The sequence below is a fragment of the Pseudomonas sp. PDM13 genome (genome assembly GCF_025685765.1).
GTDB lineage: Bacteria > Pseudomonadota > Gammaproteobacteria > Pseudomonadales > Pseudomonadaceae > Metapseudomonas > Metapseudomonas solani.
Genome location: NZ_JAOTQU010000035.1, coordinates 60,677 through 80,091, shown reverse-complemented (window position 1 = coordinate 80,091; position 19,415 = coordinate 60,677). Strand labels below are relative to the sequence as shown.

The window sequence follows — 19,415 nt, the reverse complement described above, 5'->3', positions numbered from 1 at the left end:
GTCGCCAAAAAAGGAACCAAAAACGCTTGCCCCATCATCCGGCCCCGGCTTCGCCAGGGTTCCCTCACTCCATCGCCGCTCTGGGGGCCGGCGCGATGGGCCATCCATGGCCTGGCGCGCCTCTCGCGGCATCCATGCCGCTCGTCCCCCGGCGCAACGACTGCGTTCGGCCTCCTGGAGGGGCGTTGGCGGCTGCTCCAACTTTCTTCGCTCGAATCCTCACATTGATGTGCGCACCGACCCAGCGCGCACGTGACGGCGGCTTTCGTAGGATGGGTCGGGCGGCGTTCCGCGAGCGGAGCGAAACCCATGCGGTGGAGGTAGCACAAACCCTTGGGCGCCCGGAAATGGCCGTGCTTGAGCGCCTGCATTAAAACCACAACAGCTAACGCAGACAGAGCCAATGAATGCGCCCCACAGTCTGTATCCGGGGCGAGTTCGCTTGGTGGAGGTGAAGCGACTCCACCCTGCCTGGGCCGGGAGGCCCTGCTAGGCTCCCGCCGTCATCTTGAAGATTCCCTGGGCGTTGCTGCTGTCGAAGGCGAGGTCGATGCGGCCGTTGTCCTCGTCGACCTTGCGCTGGATGAATTCGACGAAGGAACCGGGCACCTGGCGCTGCACTGTGGCGCCGGCCGCGTCGATGAATTCGCGCTCCACCTGCACCGCGCGGTAGGCGGTCTGCATCACCCGGCCGGAGCTGGAGACCTCGATGCTGGCCTTCATCGGCCGGCCCTTGGCGTTCTGCCCGGCGACCACCTGTTCCAGGTCGGCGACGCGGTCGGTGAGGTGGTTGAACATGTTGCCCTCGGTGGCGATCCAGGCCATCTCGGCGCTTTCCTCGCGCAGCAGCTCGTAGTCGCTTTCCAGGGGCGCGTCGTGCTGGCAGCCAAAGGCGTCGAACAGCGCTGGCAACAGGTCGAGGGCCTGCTCGCGGCTGCAGTGGCGGGTGCGCCAGAGCTGGTCCAGGGTCGCCAGGTGGCGGGGCTGCAGCGGGTCGCGGCTGCTGCCCACCACGCGGCTCACCGCCAACTGGAAGGCTTCGCCAAAGCGCCCCGGGTGCAGCTCGGAGACGAAGAACTGGGCGATGTCCTCGGGCAGGTCCAGTTGCCGGTAGGCGTAGCCGGTCATGTTCAGGCGGGTCAGCGGGTAGGTGCGCACGTCGGTGAAGCCCAGGGGCTCGAGGATGCGCACGAAGGCCTGGCGGCCCCGGGGCAGGGCGCCGTTGTCGGGCCAGTCCACGGTGCGGATGGCACCGTGATCGAACAGCACCTGGCGGCCGGCGGCCAGTTGTTCCTCGACATAGGTGCGGCCGATGGGCACCGCCTCCACCAGCTTGTGGAACAGGCAGAGATTAAGCGCCTCGGCCAGCCAGGCGCGGTGGATGCGCGCCTCCTCGAAGGCGAAGCCGTCCAGGGCGGCGGGCACTTCGACGTGGGCGTCGACCCAGCGGGCGGCGGGCTCGCCGAGCACATGGGCGACCAGGGGCAGGAGGCGTTCACGGGTGTTCATCGGCACGGGCTCGGGGGTGGCTGTACAGGCCTGCTATCCAAGCAGCCGGGCGGGCGCGGGGCAAACGAAAAAATCCGGCGGGTTCATTCCGTTTTTTCCTGAATGAGCGGCAGGGGTTACCTAGACCTCGTTATCCAGCTGCTCCAGCATCCAGCGCACGAAGTCGCGCACCTTGGGCACTTCGGCGGCGTGCTCGGGGTAAGCCAGGTAATAGGCGTTGCGGCTTGGCATGGCGTGGTCCCAGGGGATCACCAGCTTGCCCTCGTCCAGCTCCTCTTCCACCAGGAAGCGTGGCAGCAGCGCCACGCCGCAGCCGGCCTGGGCCGCGCGGATGCACATGTAGGAGGTGTCGAAGCGTGGCCCGTGGTAGCTGTGCTCGGTGTGCCGGCCCTGGCTCTGGAACCACTCGTGCCAGGCTTCCGGGCGGGTGGCGTTCTGCAGCAGCACCAGGGTGGTGAGCTGGGCGGGGTCGGTGAAGGGCTCGGCGGGCAGGGCCGATGGCGCGCAGACCGGTACCACTTCCTCGCTGAACAGGCGGATGCACTCGGCCCCCGGCAGTGCGCCCTGGCCGAAGAACAGCGCCACGTCGGCGCGGCCCTGGAGCAGGGCATCCGGCTCCAGCTCGTTGCGCACGTCCAGGTGGATATTGGGGTGGCGCAGGCGCCAGCCCTTGAGCCGGGGGATCAGCCAGCGTGCGCCGAAGGTGGGCGGGGTGGCCACGCGCAGCACTTCGGTCTCGCCGCCGTAGGACAGCATGTAGTGGGTCGACATCTCCACCTGGGTGAGGATCTTGCGCACCTCGGAGAGGTACAGCGAGCCCGCCGGGGTCAGTTGCAGGCGTCGGCGCACGCGGCGGAAAAGCAGGTGCTGGAGCATCTCCTCCAGCTGCGCCACCTGCTTGCTTACCGCGCTCTGGGTCAGGGCCAGTTCCTCCGAGGCGCGGGTGAAGCTGAGGTGGCGCGCCACCGCTTCGAAGCACTGCAGGGCGGTGAGGGAAGGCATGTGGCGCTTGAGCATGGTGGGGCCGCCGGGTTCATGAGCAAAAGGAATGATATGTGGAGCAAAGGTCGTTTGTTGGCAAGCCCCCCGTGCAGCTAATACTGGCGCCGACCTTTTTCCGAAGCGCTTTCCAGGAGTTCCAATGGTTGCTGCATTGCTAGACCGCCTAGGCGTCGACCCGAAGCTCTACCAACAAGGCGACCACGCCGTGCACACCCCCATCGACGGCAGCCGCATCGCCCGCGTGCAGCTGGAGGGCCGCGCCGAGGTCGAGGGTAAGATCGCCCTCGCCGCCGACGCCTTCCAGGCCTGGCGCAAGGTGCCGGCACCGCGCCGTGGCGAGCTGATCCGCCAGTTCGGCGAAGTGCTGCGCGAGCACAAGGCCGCCCTCGGCGAGCTGGTGTCCTGGGAAGCCGGCAAGATCACCCAGGAAGGCCTGGGCGAAGTGCAGGAAATGATCGACATCTGCGACTTCGCCGTCGGCCTGTCGCGCCAGCTCTACGGCCTGACCATCGCCTCCGAGCGCCCCGGCCACCACATGCGCGAGACCTGGCAGCCCCTGGGCGTGGTGGGCATCATCAGCGCCTTCAACTTCCCCGTCGCGGTCTGGTCGTGGAACGCCGCCCTGGCGCTGGTCTGTGGCAACCCGGTGCTGTGGAAACCCTCGGAGAAGACCCCGCTCACCGCCCTGGCCTGCCAGGCGCTGTTCGAGCGCGTGGCGAAGCAGTTTGACGGTGCCCCTGCGCACCTCAGCCAGGTGCTGATCGGTGATCGCGAAGCCGGCGAGGCGCTGGTGGACGACCCCCGCGTGGCCCTGGTCAGCGCCACCGGCAGCACCCGCATGGGCCGCGAAGTGGCGCCGCGCGTGGCCGCCCGTTTCGCCCGCAGCATCCTTGAGCTGGGCGGCAACAACGCCATGATCCTGGCCCCCAGCGCCGACCTCGACCTGGCGGTGCGGGCGATCCTCTTCAGCGCCGTCGGCACCGCCGGCCAGCGCTGCACCACCCTGCGCCGGCTGATCGCCCACGAGTCGGTGCGCGACGAAATCGTTCGCCGCCTGCAGGCCGCCTACGCCAAGGTGCGCATCGGCCACCCGCTGCAGGGCAACCTGATCGGCCCGCTGATCGACAAGGCCGGTTTCGACGCCATGCAGCGCGCCCTGGAACAGGCCCGCGCCGAGGGGGGCGAGGTGTTCGGCGGCGAGCGTCAACTGGCCGGCGAATTCCCCGACGCCTATTACGTCTCGCCGGCCATCGTGCAGATGCCCGGGCAGAGCGCGGTGGTGCGCCACGAGACCTTCGCGCCGATCCTCTACGTGGTCGGCTACCGCGATTTCGACGATGCGCTGCACCTCAACAACGAAGTGCCCCAGGGCCTGTCGTCCTGCCTGTTCACCACCGATGTGCGCGAGGCCGAGCTGTTCACCTCGGCGGTGGGCAGCGACTGCGGCATCGCCAACGTCAACATCGGCCCCAGCGGCGCGGAGATCGGTGGCGCCTTCGGTGGCGAGAAGGAAACCGGTGGCGGGCGCGAGTCCGGCTCGGACTCCTGGAAGGCCTACATGCGCCGGCAGACCGCCACGGTGAACTACTCCCACGAACTGCCGCTGGCCCAGGGCATCACCTTCGACTGACCGGGCCGCCGCCCTAAGGAATGCCGTCCATGCCCCTGCGCCAGGAGTGCCTCTGGGAGTATCTGACGCCGGCGCTGCCGAAGACCGAGACGCTGAACGGCGAGGTTCGCGCCGATGTCTGCGTCATCGGCGGCGGCATCACCGGGCTCAACGCCGCCATCCGCCTGCTGGAACAGGGCAAGCGGGTCTGCGTGCTGGAGGCCCATGAGGTGGGCCACGGCGGCTCGGGGCGCAACGTCGGGCTGGTCAACGCCGGGCTGTGGATTCCGCCGGACGAGATCGAAGCGGGCCTGGGCGAACAGGTCGGCGCCCAGCTCAACCGCACCCTGGGCGGCGCGCCGGCGAAGGTGTTCGCGGTGATCGAGAAGTACGGCATCGAGTGCCAGTTGCGCCGCGAAGGCACCCTGCACATGGCCCACAACGCCCGGGGCCAGGCCGACCTCGCCAGCCGCTGCGAGCAATGGCAGCGCCGTGGCGCGCCGGTGGAACTGCTCACCGGCCAGGCCTGCCGCGATGCCACCGGCACCGAGCGCATCGCCGCCGCGCTGCTCGACCGTCGTGCCGGCACCCTCAACCCCATGGCCTACACCCGCGGCCTGGCCCAGGCGGTGCGCTACCTGGGCGGCTCGCTGTTCCAGCACAGCGCCGTGTCCCGCCTGGAGCGCCAGGGCGATGCCTGGTGTGTGGTTACCGAACACGGCAGCGTGATCGCCCCGCAGGTGGTGATCGCCTCCAACGCCTACACCGAAGGCGAGTGGACCGAGCTGCGCCGCAACTTCTTCCCCGGTTACTACTACCAGGTCGCCTCCCAGCCCCTGCCGGGCGAGGCGGCGGCGCGCATCCTGCCGGGCGGACAGGGCTCCTGGGATACGCGCCAGGTGCTCAGCAGCATCCGCCGCGACGCCGACGGCCGCCTGCTGCTGGGCAGCCTGGGCAACGGAGCGCGCAAGCCCTTGTGGTTCCTCCAGGCCTGGGCCGACCGCATCCAGGGCCATTACTTCCCCTACCTGGGCAAGGTGCAGTGGGACTTCAGCTGGACCGGCTGCATCGCCTTCACCCCCGACCACCTGATGCGCCTGTTCGAGCCGGCGCCGGGCCTGGTGGCGGTGACCGGTTACAACGGCCGTGGCGTGACCACCGGCACCGTGGTCGGCCAGGCGTTCGCCGACTTCCTCAGCAGCGGCTCCGCCGCCTCGCTGCCCATGCCCTTCCAGCCGATGCGCGATGTCGGCGCACCGGCGCTGCGCAGCGGGCTCTACGAACTCGGCTTCTCGCTGTACCACGCGGGCCAGTGCCTGCGCGTGGTGATCTGAAACGGGTTTTCTTCACACTGCATCGACGTGGAGCGGCTGTCCCGGCCGCCATGCACTAGCCTGTATTGGTGCGTCAGCGCGCTTGCCGCGCACCAGCGGTGTGCACTTCGGTGACAGTGACGGTTACGGCAGGTTGCGCTTTTCGCGCAGTGGGTTGCTATTCCTTTGCGAGCCCGGCCTTGCGTCGGGTTGCGCCAAGTTGCACCGAATGATTTTGCCGGGTTGCACGTGCGCGCCGCTCCGCATTTCAGAGGGGGTGGGCGGGCTGCCCAGGGTTTTTTCCTACAACAAAAAACGAGTGGCACGACGCTTGCTCAAAGAACTTCCTGTTAGTTGAGGAACTTCCAGCTAGTTCGAGTATCGCGCCATCACATAACCCCTCAGGAGCAAAACTCCCATGCCTCACAAGACTTTCAAGAAAGGTATTTTGGCTGTTGCGGTTACCAGTGTTCTGAGCTTGTCCAACCTTGCTTTCGCTGACGTGGTCATCGGCGTTGCCGGTCCTCACACCGGCGCCAACGCCTCCTTCGGTGAGCAGTACTGGCGCGGCGCGAGCCAGGCCGCCGAGGACATCAACGCCGCCGGTGGGGTCAACGGCGAGAAGATCAAGCTGGTCAAGGCGGACGATGCCTGCGAACCCAAGCAGGCCGTGGCCGTGGCCAACCGCCTGGTGGACCAGGACAAGGCCATCGGCGTGGTCGGTCACTTCTGCTCCTCCTCCACTATCCCGGCGTCGGAGATCTACGACGAGGCCGGCATCATCGCCATCACCCCCGGTTCCACCAACCCGCAGGTCACCGAGCGCGGCCTGACCGGCATGTTCCGCATGTGCGGCCGTGACGACCAGCAGGGCATCGTCGCCGGCGACTACATCGTCGATGTGCTCAAGGCCAAGAAGGTCGCGATCATCCACGACAAGGACACCTACGGGCAGGGCCTGGCCGACGCCACCAAGGCGCAACTGGCCAAGCGCGGCGTGAAGGAAGTGCTGTACGAAGGCCTGACCCGTGGCGAGAAGGACTTCAACGCCCTGGTCACCAAGATCCGCGCTACCGGTGCCGAGGTCGTCTATTTCGGTGGCCTGCACCCCGAGGCCGGCCCGCTGGTCCGGCAGATGCGCGAGCAGGGCCTGACCGCCAAGTTCCTCTCCGGCGACGGCATCGTCACCGACGAACTGGTCACCACTGCCGGCGGCCCGCAGTACACCAAGGGCGTGCTGATGACCTTCGGCGCCGACCCCCGCAAGATCGCCGACGGCAAGGCCGTGATCGAGAAATTCCGTGCCGGCGGCTTCGAGCCGGAGGGCTACACCCTGTACGCCTATGCCTCCCTGCAGGCCCTGGCTGCCGCCTTCAACGGCGCCGGTGCCAACGAAGGCGCCAAGGCCAGCGAATGGCTGAAGGCGAACCCGGTGCAAACCGTGATGGGCAAGAAGGAGTGGGACGGCAAGGGCGACCTGAAGGTCTCCGACTACGTGATCTACGAGTGGGATGAGCAAGGCAAGTACCACCAGCAGTAAACCGGGCCTGGCTGCGCGTCGGCCGGGGCCACTCGCTCCGGCTCGCGCAGCCCGGGTCTTGCGTTTGCTGTACTGGCTCGGCCGGCTGACCAGGCGCCACACGCGCCCGGCCAGCCGGTGTATTCCGGGTGGCTGCTGAAACCTCTCCCTGCTTGTGCCGCGCAGATGACTGCCGACGTAATCCAGTGATCCAGTTCAGTGGTACCCGTCTGATTCCACTCGCGGAGGCTGGCCGAACCCCAGGCCGGTCCCCCAGAAGACGAGACTGAATGATGGACGGTATCTTCCTGCAACAGCTGATCAACGGCCTGACCCTCGGGTCTGTCTACGGCCTGATCGCCATCGGCTACACCATGGTTTACGGCATCATCGGCATGATCAACTTCGCCCATGGCGAGGTGTACATGATCTCCGCCTACCTCTCTGCCATCACCCTGGCGCTGCTGGCGTTCTTCGGGCTCGAATCCTTCCCGCTGCTGATCCTCGGCACCTTGCTGTTCACCATCACGGTGACCGGCGTATACGGCTTCGTGATCGAACGCATCGCCTACAAGCCCCTGCGCAACTCCACGCGCCTGGCTCCCCTGATCTCCGCCATCGGCATGTCGCTGATCCTGCAGAACTACGTGCAGATCAGCCAGGGCGCCCGCCAGCAGGGCGTGCCCACGCTGCTCGACGGCGCATTGAAGTTCCATGTCGGTGACGGCTTCGTCCAGCTCACCTACACCAAGGTGTTCATCCTGGTGGCCGCCTTCCTCGGCATGGGCGTGCTGACCTATGTGATCCAGCGCACCAAGCTCGGCCGCATGTGCCGCGCCACCCAGCAGGATCGCAAGATGGCCTCGATCCTCGGCATCAACACCGACCGGGTGATCTCCTACGTGTTCGTCATCGGCGCCGCCATGGCCGCGCTGGCCGGCGTGCTGATCACCATGAACTACGGCACCTTCGACTTCTATGCCGGCTTCATCATCGGCATCAAGGCCTTCACCGCCGCGGTGCTCGGTGGCATCGGCTCGCTGCCCGGCGCGATGCTCGGCGGGATCATCCTCGGCATCGCCGAGGCGCAGTTCTCCGGCATGGTCAACACCGACTACAAGGACGTGTTCAGCTTCTCCCTGCTGGTGCTGATCCTGATCTTCCGTCCCCAGGGCCTGCTCGGCCGCCCGCATGTCGCCAAGGTGTAAGCATGTCCTCTGCCATCGCTAGAAAACCCATCGATATCAAGAAGTGCATCGTCGATGCGGTGCTCGCCGGGCTGCTGGCGCTCATCGTCTTCGGCCCCATCGTCGGCGTGGTGCTCGACGGCTACAGCTTCAACCTGGAGTTCGGCCGTGTCGGCTGGATGATCGGCATCGTCATGCTCGGCCGCTTCCTGCTCAGCCTGTACCTGCAGAGCGCCGGTGGCTCCGCGTTGCTGGAGCGCTTCGAAAGCGCCGGCTCCGGCGTCCATGTGCGCTCGCCGGACTTCAAGAGCAACCTGCGCTGGGTGCTGCCGCTGATCCTGGTTGCGGCGGTGATCTTCCCGTTCTTCGCCAGCAAGTACCTGCTGGCGGTGGTCATCCTCGGGCTGATCTACGTGCTGCTGGGCCTGGGGTTGAACATCGTGGTGGGCCTCGCCGGCCTGCTCGACCTGGGCTACGTGGCCTTCTACGCCATCGGCGCCTATGGCCTGGCGCTCGGCTACCAGTACCTGGGGCTGGGCTTCTGGACGGTGCTGCCGCTGTCGGCCCTGGCTGCCGCGCTGGCGGGTTGCCTGCTGGGCTTCCCGGTGCTGCGCATGCACGGCGACTACCTGGCCATCGTCACCCTGGGCTTCGGCGAGATCATTCGCCTGGTGCTCAACAACTGGCTGAACTTCACCGGCGGTCCCAACGGCATGCCGGTGCCCTCGCCGACCTTCCTCGGCCTGGAATTCGGCCGTCGCGCCAAGGACGGGGGCGTGCCTTTCCATGAGTTCTTCGGCATCGCATACAACCCCAACCTGAAGTTCCTGTTCATCTACGTGGTGCTGTTCCTGGTGGTGATGCTGGTGCTCTACATCAAGCACCGCCTGACCCGCATGCCCGTCGGCCGCGCCTGGGAAGCGCTGCGCGAGGACGAGATCGCCTGCCGTTCCCTGGGCCTCAACCACGTGCTGGTGAAGCTCTCCGCCTTCACCCTGGGGGCCTCCACCGCCGGCCTCGCCGGGGTGTTCTTCGCCAGCTACCAGGGCTTCGTCAACCCGTCGTCCTTCACCTTCTTCGAGTCGGCGCTGATCCTCGCCATCGTAGTGCTGGGCGGCATGGGCTCGACCGTGGGCGTGGTGATCGCCGCCTTCGTCCTCACCGTCGCTCCGGAGTTGTTGCGCAGCTTCGCCGACTACCGCGTGCTGCTGTTCGGCATCCTCATGGTGGTGATGATGATCTGGCGACCGCGCGGGCTGATCCGCATCAGCCGCAGTGGCTTCACCCCGCGTAAAGGAGTAGCGCCATGAGCGACGACAACATCCTCAGCGTCGAACGCCTGATGATGCACTTCGGCGGCATCAAGGCGCTCAACGACGTCAGCCTCGACATCAAGCGCCATTCCATTTCCGCCCTGATCGGCCCCAACGGCGCCGGCAAGACCACGGTGTTCAACTGCCTCACCGGCTTCTACAAGGCCACCGGCGGCAGCATCAAGCTCAACGCCCGGGGTACCAGCACCGACGTGATCAAGGTGCTGGGCGAACCCTTCCAGGCCACCGACTTCATCAACCCGGCGCAGTTCGGCAGCCGCCTCTGGTTCAAGATGTTCGGCGGCACCCACCTGGTGAACCGCGCCGGCCTGGCGCGCACCTTCCAGAACATCCGCCTGTTCCGGGAGATGTCGGTGGTGGAAAACCTGCTGGTGGCCCAGCACATGTGGGTCAACCGCAACCTGCTGGCCGGCATCCTCAACACCCCGGGCTTCCGCCGCGCCGAGGAAGACGCGCTGAACCACGCCTTCTACTGGCTGGAAGTGGTGGACCTGGTGGACTGCGCCAACCGCCTGGCCGGCGAACTCTCCTACGGGCAGCAACGCCGCCTGGAGATCGCCCGCGCCATGTGCACGCGGCCGCAGATCATCTGCCTGGACGAACCCGCCGCCGGCCTCAACCCGGCGGAAACCGAGGCGCTCAGCCGGATCATCCGCAAGCTGCGCGACGAACACGAACTGACCGTACTGCTGATCGAGCACGACATGGGCATGGTAATGAGCATTTCCGACCACATCGTGGTGCTGGACCACGGCGTGGTGATCGCCCAGGGCGGCCCCGAGGCGATCCGCAACGATCCGAAGGTGATAGCCGCCTACCTGGGCGCCGACGAGGAGGAAGTGGCATGACCGCACCCCTCCTGGCATTCAAGGACGTCGACGTCTTCTACGGCCCCATCCAGGCGCTGAAGAAGGTCAGCCTGCACATCAACGAAGGCGAGACGGTGAGCCTCATCGGCTCCAACGGCGCGGGCAAGTCGACGCTGCTGATGTCGATCTTCGGCCAGCCCCGCGCCGCCGCCGGGGAGATCCTCTACGGCGGTGTGGATATCTCGCGCAAGTCCTCGCACTACGTGGCCTCCAACGGCATCGCGCAGTCACCGGAAGGGCGCCGGGTATTCCCCGACATGAGCGTGGAGGAGAACCTGCTGATGGGCACCATTCCCATTGGCGCCAAGCACGCGGACGAGGACATGCAGCGCATGTTCGACCTCTTCCCGCGCCTCAAGGAACGGCGCAACCAGCGCGCCATGACCATGTCCGGCGGCGAGCAGCAGATGCTGGCCATCGCCCGCGCGCTGATGAGCCGGCCCCGGTTGCTGCTGCTCGACGAACCCTCGCTGGGCCTCGCGCCCATCGTGGTCAAGCAGATCTTCCAGACCCTGCGCGAACTGGCGAAGAGCGGCATGACCATCTTCCTGGTGGAGCAGAACGCCAACCACGCCCTGCGCCTCTCCGACCGCGCCTACGTGATGGTCACCGGGGAGATCCGCATGAGCGGCACGGGTGAAGAACTGCTCGGCAACCAGGAAGTGCGCAACGCGTATCTGGGGGGGCATTGATTGGGCGACAGGTCGCTAGCTGCAAGCCGCAAGCTAAAAGCTGCAAGTCGAACGTCGCGAGTCGCAAGCTGCAAGGGGCGTTCCTTGCCGCTTGTGGCTTGTAGCTTGCCACTGCTCCGGAGGAGCCCATGTCCTATCTGCGTTTCTTCACCAACGCCGAGGTCGCCATCGCCCTCGGCTATCCCGCCCTGATCGATGCGCTGCGGGTTGGCCTCGCCGAGCCTTGTGCGGCGCCGATGCGGGGCTGTCATGAACTGCCGGAGGGCGCGTCCCTGCTGACCATGCCGGTGTGGCAGGCGGGGCAGGGCGTCGGCGTCAAGCTGGTCACCGTGTTCCCCGGCAACGGTGCACGCGGGCTGCCGTCGGTGGCGGCGTTGTTCACTCTGTTCGATGACGAGACCGGCCAGCCCCTGGCCGTACTCGAAGCCTCGGAGCTCACCGCCCGCCGCACGGCCTGTACCTCGGCCCTGGCGGCCGCTCACCTGGTGCGCGAAGACGCCGAGCGCCTGCTGGTGGTGGGCAACGGCACCCTGGCCACGCACATGGTCCGCGCCCATTGCCAGGTGCGCGACTACCGGCGTGTGGATATCTGGGGGCGTGACGCCGACAAGTCCGCCCGGCTGGTAGCGGCCCTGCGCGAAGAGGGCTACCCGGTGCAGATCGGCGGCGACCTGCAAAGCCTGGTGCAGCAGGCCGACTGCATCAGTTGCGTCACCACCTCGCGCTCGCCGCTGGTGCTGGGCGACTGGCTGCGCCCCGGCACCCACCTGGACCTGGTGGGCGCTTTCCTGCCGAGCATGCGCGAGACCGACTCCGCCGCCGTGGCCCGCGCGCGCATCGTCGTCGACACCCGCGAGGGAGCCATGGAGGAGGCCGGCGACCTGCTCTTCGCGATCGCCGACGGCCTGCTCGACGAGGACGCGATCGGCACCGAGTTGCGCGAGCTCCTGCACGGCCGGGGCCACCGGCGGAACGCCGAGGAAATCACCCTGTTCAAGTCCGTGGGCTACGCCCTGGAAGACCTGGTGGCGGCACGCATGCTGCTGGCCAGCGCCTGATCTAGGGGCTTTGTAGGGTGGATGGCGCTCTTTTCATCCACCAAACGGAGCTCGATCCCACCACCACCTCACACCTGGATACGCCCTGTAGGAGCGAGCTCTGCTCGCGAAGCGAAGTAGGGTGGGCTTCAGCCCACCAACACCCCCTCAGCCTGCACCGCGTCAAAGGCGTGCTCTTCGTTCCTGGGGCAGCACTGCGCGCTGCCTGGGCGAATGAATTCGCCCCTACAGGTGCTGGGCAATGCGTTAGGTGCGGGGCGGGCATGGTGCCGTTGGGCCTCGCTGCGCTCGGCACCAACCTACGAGGTAGGCGGTGCGGGGTAGGTCGGGTGAAACCCGACGGCTCTCTGCCTCGGGCCTTCTCGGGTTTCACCCGCCCTACGTGAGACCGGCCATCGCGCCGTGAACCGAGCCGGGCCACCCACAAAATCTGTGGAGCGAACTGTGGAAAAGGTGTGAGTAGGTGGCTGCCAGGCCGGACCGGCGGTCGTCCGGACGGTCTGGTCGAGATTCGTACAGTCATGCTTTTTTCAAGCGGAACAGTTACTTGGCAGAGACCCTTGAAGTGCTCCTGCAGTTATCCCCGCGAGCTGTGGATAACTCTGTGGGCAAGCTCTGGAGTCCTGGCCAGGCGCCAGTATCGCCAGGGGCTGGCGCGGGCTGGTCGAAAATCAGCCACTCTTGTCCCGGATGCAGGCCTGCAAGCGGCGCTGCTGCTGGGTTTGAGAAAATCCTGGAAACTCTGCGGGCGTGTCTGCGCTACGCACGGACTTGTCCCCAATCGCTGTGGATCAAGCTGTTATCGAGCTGTGGATAAGCTGGGTATGGATGGCCCTGATGCAGGCCTGGCAAGGGCTCCGCCGAGCTGTGCAGCAATCGTCCGGCTGGCGTTGCCCGGGCTATGAGAAGGGCGCCGGTTTCTGGCACTGTGGATACCTTGCATGCCCATCCGGCCGAGCGCTGTCCGATGCGTCCAATGGCCAACGATCCGAGGAGATTTCCATGACGTCCACCCTGTTCATCACCGGTGCCACTTCCGGCTTTGGCGAGGCTTGCGCACGCCGTTTCGCCGAGGCGGGCTGGTCGCTGGTGATCACCGGCCGCCGCGAGGAGCGCCTGCAGGCACTGGCCGAGGAGCTTGGCGAGAAGGTCGAGGTGCTGCCGCTGGTGGTCGACGTGCGTGACCGTGCGGCGATGGAGGCGGCCATCGGCGGCCTGCCGGAGCGTTTCGGCAAACTGCGTGGCCTGATCAACAACGCCGGCCTGGCCCTGGGCACCGACCCGGCGCCCAAGTGCAGCCTGGATGACTGGGACACCATGGTCGACACCAACATCAAGGGCCTGCTCTACACCACCCGCCTGCTGCTGCCGAAGCTGATCGCCCACGGCCGTGGCGCCGGCATCGTCAACCTCGGCTCCATCGCCGGCAACTACCCCTACCCGGGCAGCCATGTGTATGGCGGCACCAAGGCCTTCGTGCGGCAGTTCTCGCTGAACCTGCGCAACGACCTGGTGGGCACCGGCGTGCGCGTCACCGACATCGAGCCGGGGCTGTGCGAGAGCGAGTTCTCCCTGGTGCGCTTCGGCGGCGACCAGGCCAAGTACGACGCCACCTACGCGGGCGCCGAGCCGATCCAGCCGCAGGACATCGCCGAGACCATCTTCTGGGTGCTGAACCAGCCGGCACACATCAACATCAACACCCTGGAGCTGATGCCGGTGAGCCAGACCTGGGCCGGCTTTTCTATTGATCGCTCAGTGAAGTGATGCGGGTCGAGCGCCCGAGCAGCTGCAGGGCGCGATCCGGGTAGTCGGTGATCAGGCCGTTCGCGCCCATGTCCAGCAGGTGGCGCATGGCCGGTTGTTCGTTGATGGTCCACAGCTGCACGTTGAGGCCACGGTCGAGGGCGGTGGCCAGCAGGCTCGGCGTGGCCACGGCCAGGCCACTGCCGCGCTCGGGGATCTGCAGCGCCTGGTAGGAGGGTGACAGCAGGCGGCCCAGGCCCACCCAGTTCAGCGCCAGTAGCAGCTTCACCGAGCCCGGGCTGGCCGAGGTGGCCACGTCCGGGCACTGCTCGCGGAAGCGTTTCAGGCTGCGTTCGTAGAAGCTGCCGACTATCACCTTGTCGTGCTGCTTCGCCTCGGTCAGCGCCTCGCAGAGGCGGTCCTCCAGGCCCACGTCGGGCACCTTGATTTCGATGACCTTGGCCCTGTCCGGGAAGCGCTGCAGCACCGCCTGCAAGGTGGGGATGCGGATGCCCTGGCCGCGATAGGGGTGGTTCTCGTCACCGTCGGCAGTCCAGTGGTAGCCGGCGTCCAGCTGTTGCGCGCGCTCCAGGGTCAGCCCGGCAATGGGGCCGCTGCCATCGGTGGTGCGGTCCACGTCTTCGTCATGCAGCACCACCATCTGGCCGTCGGCGGTCAGGCGGACGTCCATCTCCAGCATGTCCACACCCAGCGCATCGGCGCGCTCGAAGGCGAACAGCGTGTTCTCCGGCCACAGGCCGCGGCCACCGCGATGGGCGATCACCAGCGGCTGATCGCCCAGGGCCTGGATCACCGGCGGCGGCGAGGCCGGTTGGCTGGTCAAGGCGAGGACCACGATGGCGACGGCGACCAGCAGCAGGGGAACGAGCAGGAAACGGGCGAAACGCATGGCGATATTCCGAGGAAGATGGACGGGCGTGCCGAATCAGACGCGAGGACTATGACAAAGGCGTGACGGGAAGGCGAGACCCGCCGCTGCGCTTGTGCAGGCAGGGGAAATGTCAGGGGAGAGAGGGAGAGCGGCCGGCCCGGGGAGGATGGGGGAGCCCTTGGCCAGCCGCTGCAACGCGGGGGAAATCAGCCCGCCAGCAGCCAGGCGCCGGCCACGGCGGAGGCACCGCCGGCTACGCGTACCAGGGGCGCAGCGGCTTGCGGCAGCACGCGCACCAGGCCGTAGCCGGCGGCATGCAGGGCGGCGGTGGCGGCGACGAAGCCCGCGGCATAGCCCCAGGGGCTGGAGAGGTCAGGCAGTTCCAGGCCGTGGGCGACGCCGTGGGCCAGGGCGAACAGGGCGGTCAGGCCGACGGCGACGAACATCGGCGGGCGCACGGCCACGGCCACCAGCAGGCCGAGGGCGAGCACCGAGGCGGCGATGCCGGTTTCCATGAAGGGCAGCTCCAGGCCTTCGAAGCCCAGCAGGCCGCCGAGCAACATGGTGCCGACGAAGGTCACCGGCAGCGCCCAGCGCGCGGCACCCCGCTGCTGCGCGGCCCAGAGGCCCACGGCGAGCATGGCCAGCAGGTGGTCGAGGCCGGTGATGGGGTGGGCGACGCCGGCCATCAGGCCCGAGGAATCATGCCCGGGATGGGCGAACGCCAGCGCCGGGGTGAGGAACAGGGCAAGGGCGTAGAGGGCTTTGCGAAGGGTCATGTGTGGCTCCTTGTTGTGCGGGTCAGGCAGCGCCGAGCAGGCCCTGCTTCTCGATGAAGGCGATGATCTCGTCGAGACCCTGGCCGATCTTCTGGTTGCTGAAGACGAAGGGCTTGTCGCCGCGCATCTTGCGGGCGTCGCGGTCCATCACCTCGAGGGAGGCGCCGACCATGGGCGCCAGGTCGACCTTGTTGATCACCAGCAGGTCGGACTTGCAGATGCCCGGGCCGCCCTTGCGCGGCAGCTTGTCGCCGGCGGAGACGTCGATCACGTAGAGGGTCAGGTCCGACAGCTCCGGGCTGAAGGTGGCGGAGAGGTTGTCGCCACCGGACTCGACGATGATCAGCTCCAGGCCGGGGAAGCGGCGGTTGAGCTGGTCGACGGCTTCGAGGTTGATCGAGGCGTCTTCGCGGATGGCCGTGTGGGGGCAGCCACCGGTTTCCACGCCGATGATGCGCTCGGGGTCCAGGGCCTCGTTGCGCACCAGGAACTGGGCGTCTTCCTGGGTGTAGATGTCGTTGGTCACCACGGCCAGGTTGTAGCGGTCGCGCAGGGCGCGGCAGAGGGCCAGGGTGAGGGCGGTCTTGCCGGAACCGACGGGGCCGCCGATGCCGACGCGCAGGGGTTGGCTGTGCATGTTGCTCTCCTAGGAACGGAACAGACGGCTGTACTGGCGCTCGTGCGCCATGCTCGCCAGGGCCAGGCCGAAGGCGGCGCTGCCCCACTGGTTTTCGGGAATCTCGCTGGCCGTCTCCTGCGCCTTCTGCAGGGCCGGCAACAAGCTGGACGTCAGGCGCTGGGCGGCTTGCTGGCCCAGCGGCAGGGTTTTCATCAGCACCGCCAGCTGGTTTTCCAGCCAGCCCCAGAGCCAGGCGGCGAGGGCGTCCTGCGGGGGGATGCCCCAGGCGCGGGCGGCCAGGGCCCAGGCCACGCCGAGCACCGGTTCGTCGAGGGCCGCGAGGGCGTTGCGACCGGCTTCGTCCAGCTCGGGCAGGCCTTCGAGCAACTGCTGCAACGAGTAGCCCATCTGCCGGTTTTCCAGCTGCAGCTCGCGGGTTTCACGGCTGGCGCGCTGGCAGCCGCCCAATTGCGCGAGGCAGGCCCAGTCTTCCTCGGCGGCGGCTTCGCAAAGCGCCAGCAGCAGCGGGGCTTCGAAGCGGGCGAGGTTGAGGCGCAGCTGGTCGGTGATCCAGCGTTCGGCGCTCGGTGCGTCATGCACCTGGCCCTGGTCCACCGCCAGCTCCAGCCCTTGGGAGTAGCTGTAGCCACCGATGGGCAGTTGCGGGCTGGCCAGGCGCAGCAGTTGCCAGCCGTTGTTCACGTACGCACTCCGAACTGGTGCAGGCGCGGGGCGTAGTTGAAGTCGGCGTCGCCGTGGTGGGAATGGTGGTGGCCGCCGCCATAGGCACCGTGCTCGGGCTGGAAGCCGGCTTCGATGCGTTCGACCTGGGCGCCAAGCTGTTCGAGCATGGCCAGCAGCACGTAGTCGTCCAGCAGGCGCAGCCAGCCGTCGCCGATCTGCAGGGCGACGTGGCGGTTGCCCAGGTGGTAGGCGGCGCGGGTCAGTTCGAAGGCATTGGCGCAGGTGACGTGGAGCAGTGCCTCGGGGCGGGCGCACACCCGTACCACGCGGCCGTCCTGGGCCAGCAGGCAGTCGCCATCGCGCAGGGGCGGTTGGCCGCGCTCGAGGAACAGGCCGACGTCTTCACCCTTGACGCTGAAGCAGCGCAGGCGGCTCTTGCTGCGCGCCTCATAGGTGAGCAGCAGTTCTTCGTCCCAGCACGTGCGGGCTTCGGTTCTTTCCTGGATGACCAGCATGGGGTGGTTCCGGCAGTGTGCAATGCCGGTGCTAGAGCAAGGTGCTTGCCAAGACACAGCAGAGCCCCGCAGCGCGGGCTCTGGGGCAGGGGCTGCCTGTTATCGGGGCGTGGTTCTGCGTTGTCCTGGTGCGCGCTGTTCCGTTTTGGTGCGCGCTGTCGGCTCGGTCAGCTTTTCGCCTTGCCGAGGCCTTGCCAGTGCTTGCCGCCGACCATGATGAAGCGCAGCTGCTGGATCATTTTCACCTCGGGGGTGAGGTGCGCGGGCAGGCCCTGGGCGGGCGGGTCGATGAGTTCCGGCAGGGTGGCGAACACCGTCTTCACCACCAGGTCGGAGATCACGTCCATGGCGGGCTCATCCAGGTGCGGCATGCGGTTGATCAGGCGCAGGTCGGCGGCGAGGTCGTCGGTGATGCGCTGGCGCAGCGTGGCGATGGCCTGGCGCACCGGCTGCGAGCCACCGTACTGCTCGCGGGCGAGGAACAGGAACTGGCCGCGGTTGGCCTGCACCGCGTCGAGGAAGATGCGCACCGAGGCGTCGATGATGCCGCCCATCTCGAATTCGTTGTGGCGAACCATGCGGATGGTGTCGCGGAAGGTCTCGCCCACTTCGCTGACCAGTTCCAGGCCGAGCTGGTCCATGTCGACGAAGTGGCGGTAGAAGCCCGTGGGCACGATGCCGGCGGTGCGCGCCACTTCGCGCAGGCTCAGGCTGCCGAAACCGCGGCCGCTGTCCATCAGCATGCGCGCGGCATCCATCAGGGCCTGACGGGTCTGCTGTTTCTGTTCCGAGCGTGGGGTCATGGAGCCGGTTCGCGGGGTGAGGGTGCGCCGCACTCTAGCAAATGCCCCCTGTCGGTGCGAACCGCTTTCAGTGAACAGTTGTTGACTGAAAGCGGGGCGCTCATGCAGGATAGTGAACAAGTGTTCACTGGTGTTGCCGATGCCCCTCATTCCCCTGTCCCTCGCCCGCCACCTGGCGCCTGGCCTGAAGCCCCTGCGGGCGCTCGCCGAGCGTGCCTGGCTGCGTGAAGCCGAGGTCGATTTCTTTCTCGCCGCGCTGCACCCGCTGTTGCGCCTGAACCGTGTCTTCGCCCGGCTGGAGGCGCGCCAATGGGTCGCGGACGACATGCTGGCGTTGACCTTTCGCGTCAACGGCAACGCCCGGGGCTGGCGCCCCGGTCAGCATGTGCAACTGCACCAGACCCTCGATGGCGTACGCCTGGGGCGCAGCTACAGCCTGATCGCCGTGCACGGCGATGGCCGCGTGGAGCTGGCGATCAAGCGCCAGCCCGGCGGGCGCCTGTCCAACCGCCTGGTGGATTTCCTCGAGATCGGCACGCTGGTGGAGATGGGCCAGGCCGATGGCGAACTGCAGTGGCCGCAGGAGGCTGCCGGCGTGTTGCTGCTGGCCGCCGGCAGCGGCATCACGCCGGTGCTGGGGATGCTGCGCGAGGCGCTGGCCCAGGGCTTCACCGCGCCGGTGACCTTGCTGCACTACGTGCGCCAGCGCGGCCAGCGGGCCTTCGCCGATGAGCTGCAGGCGTTGGCGCGGCGCTACCCGAACTTCAATGTGCGCTGGTCCATCAGCGGTGAAGCACCGGTGGCCGACGAGCTGACCGGGCGCTTCCAGGCCGATCACGTAGGGCACAGCGTCGCCAGCGACCTGCTGGCCTGCGGGCCCCATGGCTTCGTCTCCCTGGTGCGCCAGTGGTGGCAGGCCGAACCGCGCCAGGGCAGCCTGCAGCTGGAGGCCTTCAGTGCCGCGCCGGTGAACACGGCCGAGCCTGCGCGCCAGGTGCGCCTGGGCTTCGCCCGCGCCCGCAGCGAGATGCAGGGCGACAGTCGCTACAACCTGCTGGAGCAGGCCGAGGCCCATGGCCTGCGCCCGGCCCACGGTTGCCGCCAGGGCGTGTGCACCGCCTGCACCTGCCAGCTGGTCAGCGGCACGGTGCGCGACCTGCGCACCGGCGCGTTGTTCGCCGAACCGGGCCAGCCCATTCGCCTGTGCGTCAGCGCGCCCCACAGCGACCTGGTGATCGACCTCTGAACCGGCGCGACGCCGACAACGCCTCAACGAGCGAGAACG

The 19,415-nt window shown here is 67.5% G+C and carries 18 protein-coding genes; 10 read left to right on the top strand and 8 right to left on the bottom strand.

Annotated features, from left to right (window positions below):
- Nucleotides 1-489: 489 nt before the first annotated feature.
- Complete coding sequence (locus OEJ36_RS27700; protein ID WP_263404249.1) at nt 490-1,509, bottom strand: DUF1338 domain-containing protein; 1,020 nt, start codon at nt 1,507-1,509, stop codon at nt 490-492.
- Nucleotides 1,510-1,629: 120 nt separating this feature from the next.
- Nucleotides 1,630-2,526, bottom strand: coding sequence for a LysR substrate-binding domain-containing protein (locus OEJ36_RS27695; protein ID WP_263404248.1), 897 nt, complete (start codon nt 2,524-2,526; stop codon nt 1,630-1,632).
- A gap of 124 nt (nt 2,527-2,650) precedes the next feature.
- On the opposite strand from OEJ36_RS27695, the gene OEJ36_RS27690 reads away from it, so the two are divergent.
- The 9 genes from OEJ36_RS27690 to OEJ36_RS27650 all read left to right on the top strand — a co-directional run bounded on the left by OEJ36_RS27690 (nt 2,651) and on the right by OEJ36_RS27650 (nt 13,859).
- Complete coding sequence (locus tag OEJ36_RS27690; protein ID WP_317891607.1) at nt 2,651-4,141, top strand: aldehyde dehydrogenase family protein; 1,491 nt, start codon at nt 2,651-2,653, stop codon at nt 4,139-4,141.
- 29 nt (nt 4,142-4,170) lie between these two features.
- Nucleotides 4,171-5,454, top strand: a complete 1,284-nt coding sequence (locus tag OEJ36_RS27685) for an NAD(P)/FAD-dependent oxidoreductase (protein WP_263404247.1) — start codon at nt 4,171-4,173, stop codon at nt 5,452-5,454.
- Between the two features lie 397 nt (nt 5,455-5,851).
- Nucleotides 5,852-6,973 (top strand): branched-chain amino acid ABC transporter substrate-binding protein, encoded by a 1,122-nt coding sequence (locus OEJ36_RS27680; protein ID WP_031286957.1) that lies wholly within the window; start codon nt 5,852-5,854, stop codon nt 6,971-6,973.
- Nucleotides 6,974-7,245: 272 nt separating this feature from the next.
- Nucleotides 7,246-8,160 (top strand): ABC transporter permease subunit, encoded by a 915-nt coding sequence (locus tag OEJ36_RS27675; RefSeq protein WP_031286958.1) that lies wholly within the window; start codon nt 7,246-7,248, stop codon nt 8,158-8,160.
- Nucleotides 8,161-8,162: 2 nt separating this feature from the next.
- Nucleotides 8,163-9,449 (top strand): high-affinity branched-chain amino acid ABC transporter permease LivM, encoded by a 1,287-nt coding sequence (livM, locus tag OEJ36_RS27670; RefSeq protein WP_021217200.1) that lies wholly within the window; start codon nt 8,163-8,165, stop codon nt 9,447-9,449.
- Nucleotides 9,446-10,321, top strand: coding sequence for an ATP-binding cassette domain-containing protein (locus tag OEJ36_RS27665; RefSeq protein WP_263404246.1), 876 nt, complete (start codon nt 9,446-9,448; stop codon nt 10,319-10,321). Before livM ends, OEJ36_RS27665 begins: the two co-directional genes overlap by 4 nt.
- Entirely contained in the window at nt 10,318-11,034 is a 717-nt protein-coding gene (locus OEJ36_RS27660) for an ABC transporter ATP-binding protein (protein ID WP_263404245.1), read from the top strand. Before OEJ36_RS27665 ends, OEJ36_RS27660 begins: the two co-directional genes overlap by 4 nt.
- Nucleotides 11,035-11,162: 128 nt before the next feature.
- The gene (locus OEJ36_RS27655) at nt 11,163-12,092 is read left to right on the top strand and encodes an ornithine cyclodeaminase family protein (protein WP_263404244.1); all 930 of its coding nucleotides are present in this window, start codon (nt 11,163-11,165) and stop codon (nt 12,090-12,092) included.
- 1,002 nt (nt 12,093-13,094) lie between these two features.
- Entirely contained in the window at nt 13,095-13,859 is a 765-nt protein-coding gene (locus tag OEJ36_RS27650; RefSeq protein ID WP_263404243.1) for an SDR family oxidoreductase, read from the top strand.
- Here OEJ36_RS27650 and OEJ36_RS27645 read toward each other — a convergent pair.
- The 6 genes from OEJ36_RS27645 to OEJ36_RS27620 all read right to left on the bottom strand — a co-directional run bounded on the left by OEJ36_RS27645 (nt 13,837) and on the right by OEJ36_RS27620 (nt 18,130).
- Complete coding sequence (locus OEJ36_RS27645) at nt 13,837-14,748, bottom strand: glycerophosphodiester phosphodiesterase (RefSeq protein WP_263404242.1); 912 nt, start codon at nt 14,746-14,748, stop codon at nt 13,837-13,839. The two genes, OEJ36_RS27650 and OEJ36_RS27645, sit on opposite strands and share 23 nt — an antisense overlap.
- 188 nt (nt 14,749-14,936) lie before the next feature.
- The gene (locus OEJ36_RS27640; protein WP_263404241.1) at nt 14,937-15,509 is read right to left on the bottom strand and encodes a HupE/UreJ family protein; all 573 of its coding nucleotides are present in this window, start codon (nt 15,507-15,509) and stop codon (nt 14,937-14,939) included.
- 22 nt (nt 15,510-15,531) lie between these two features.
- Entirely contained in the window at nt 15,532-16,146 is a 615-nt protein-coding gene (gene ureG, locus OEJ36_RS27635; RefSeq protein WP_263404240.1) for an urease accessory protein UreG, read from the bottom strand.
- A 9-nt stretch (nt 16,147-16,155) separates the two neighbouring features.
- Nucleotides 16,156-16,830: an urease accessory protein UreF gene (locus tag OEJ36_RS27630; RefSeq protein ID WP_263404239.1), complete on the bottom strand. Its 675-nt coding sequence runs from the start codon at nt 16,828-16,830 to the stop codon at nt 16,156-16,158.
- Nucleotides 16,827-17,327, bottom strand: a complete 501-nt coding sequence (gene ureE / locus OEJ36_RS27625; RefSeq protein ID WP_263404238.1) for an urease accessory protein UreE — start codon at nt 17,325-17,327, stop codon at nt 16,827-16,829. The genes OEJ36_RS27630 and ureE overlap by 4 nt, the downstream gene beginning before the upstream one ends.
- Nucleotides 17,328-17,494: 167 nt before the next feature.
- Nucleotides 17,495-18,130 carry a TetR family transcriptional regulator gene (locus OEJ36_RS27620; protein WP_184492207.1) on the bottom strand — a complete coding sequence of 212 codons (636 nt, stop codon included), beginning with the start codon at nt 18,128-18,130 and terminating at the stop codon, nt 17,495-17,497.
- A gap of 139 nt (nt 18,131-18,269) precedes the next feature.
- Between OEJ36_RS27620 and OEJ36_RS27615 the strand changes: the two genes are divergently transcribed.
- Nucleotides 18,270-19,376 carry a ferredoxin reductase gene (locus OEJ36_RS27615; RefSeq protein WP_263404237.1) on the top strand — a complete coding sequence of 369 codons (1,107 nt, stop codon included), beginning with the start codon at nt 18,270-18,272 and terminating at the stop codon, nt 19,374-19,376.
- Nucleotides 19,377-19,415 lie beyond the last annotated feature (39 nt).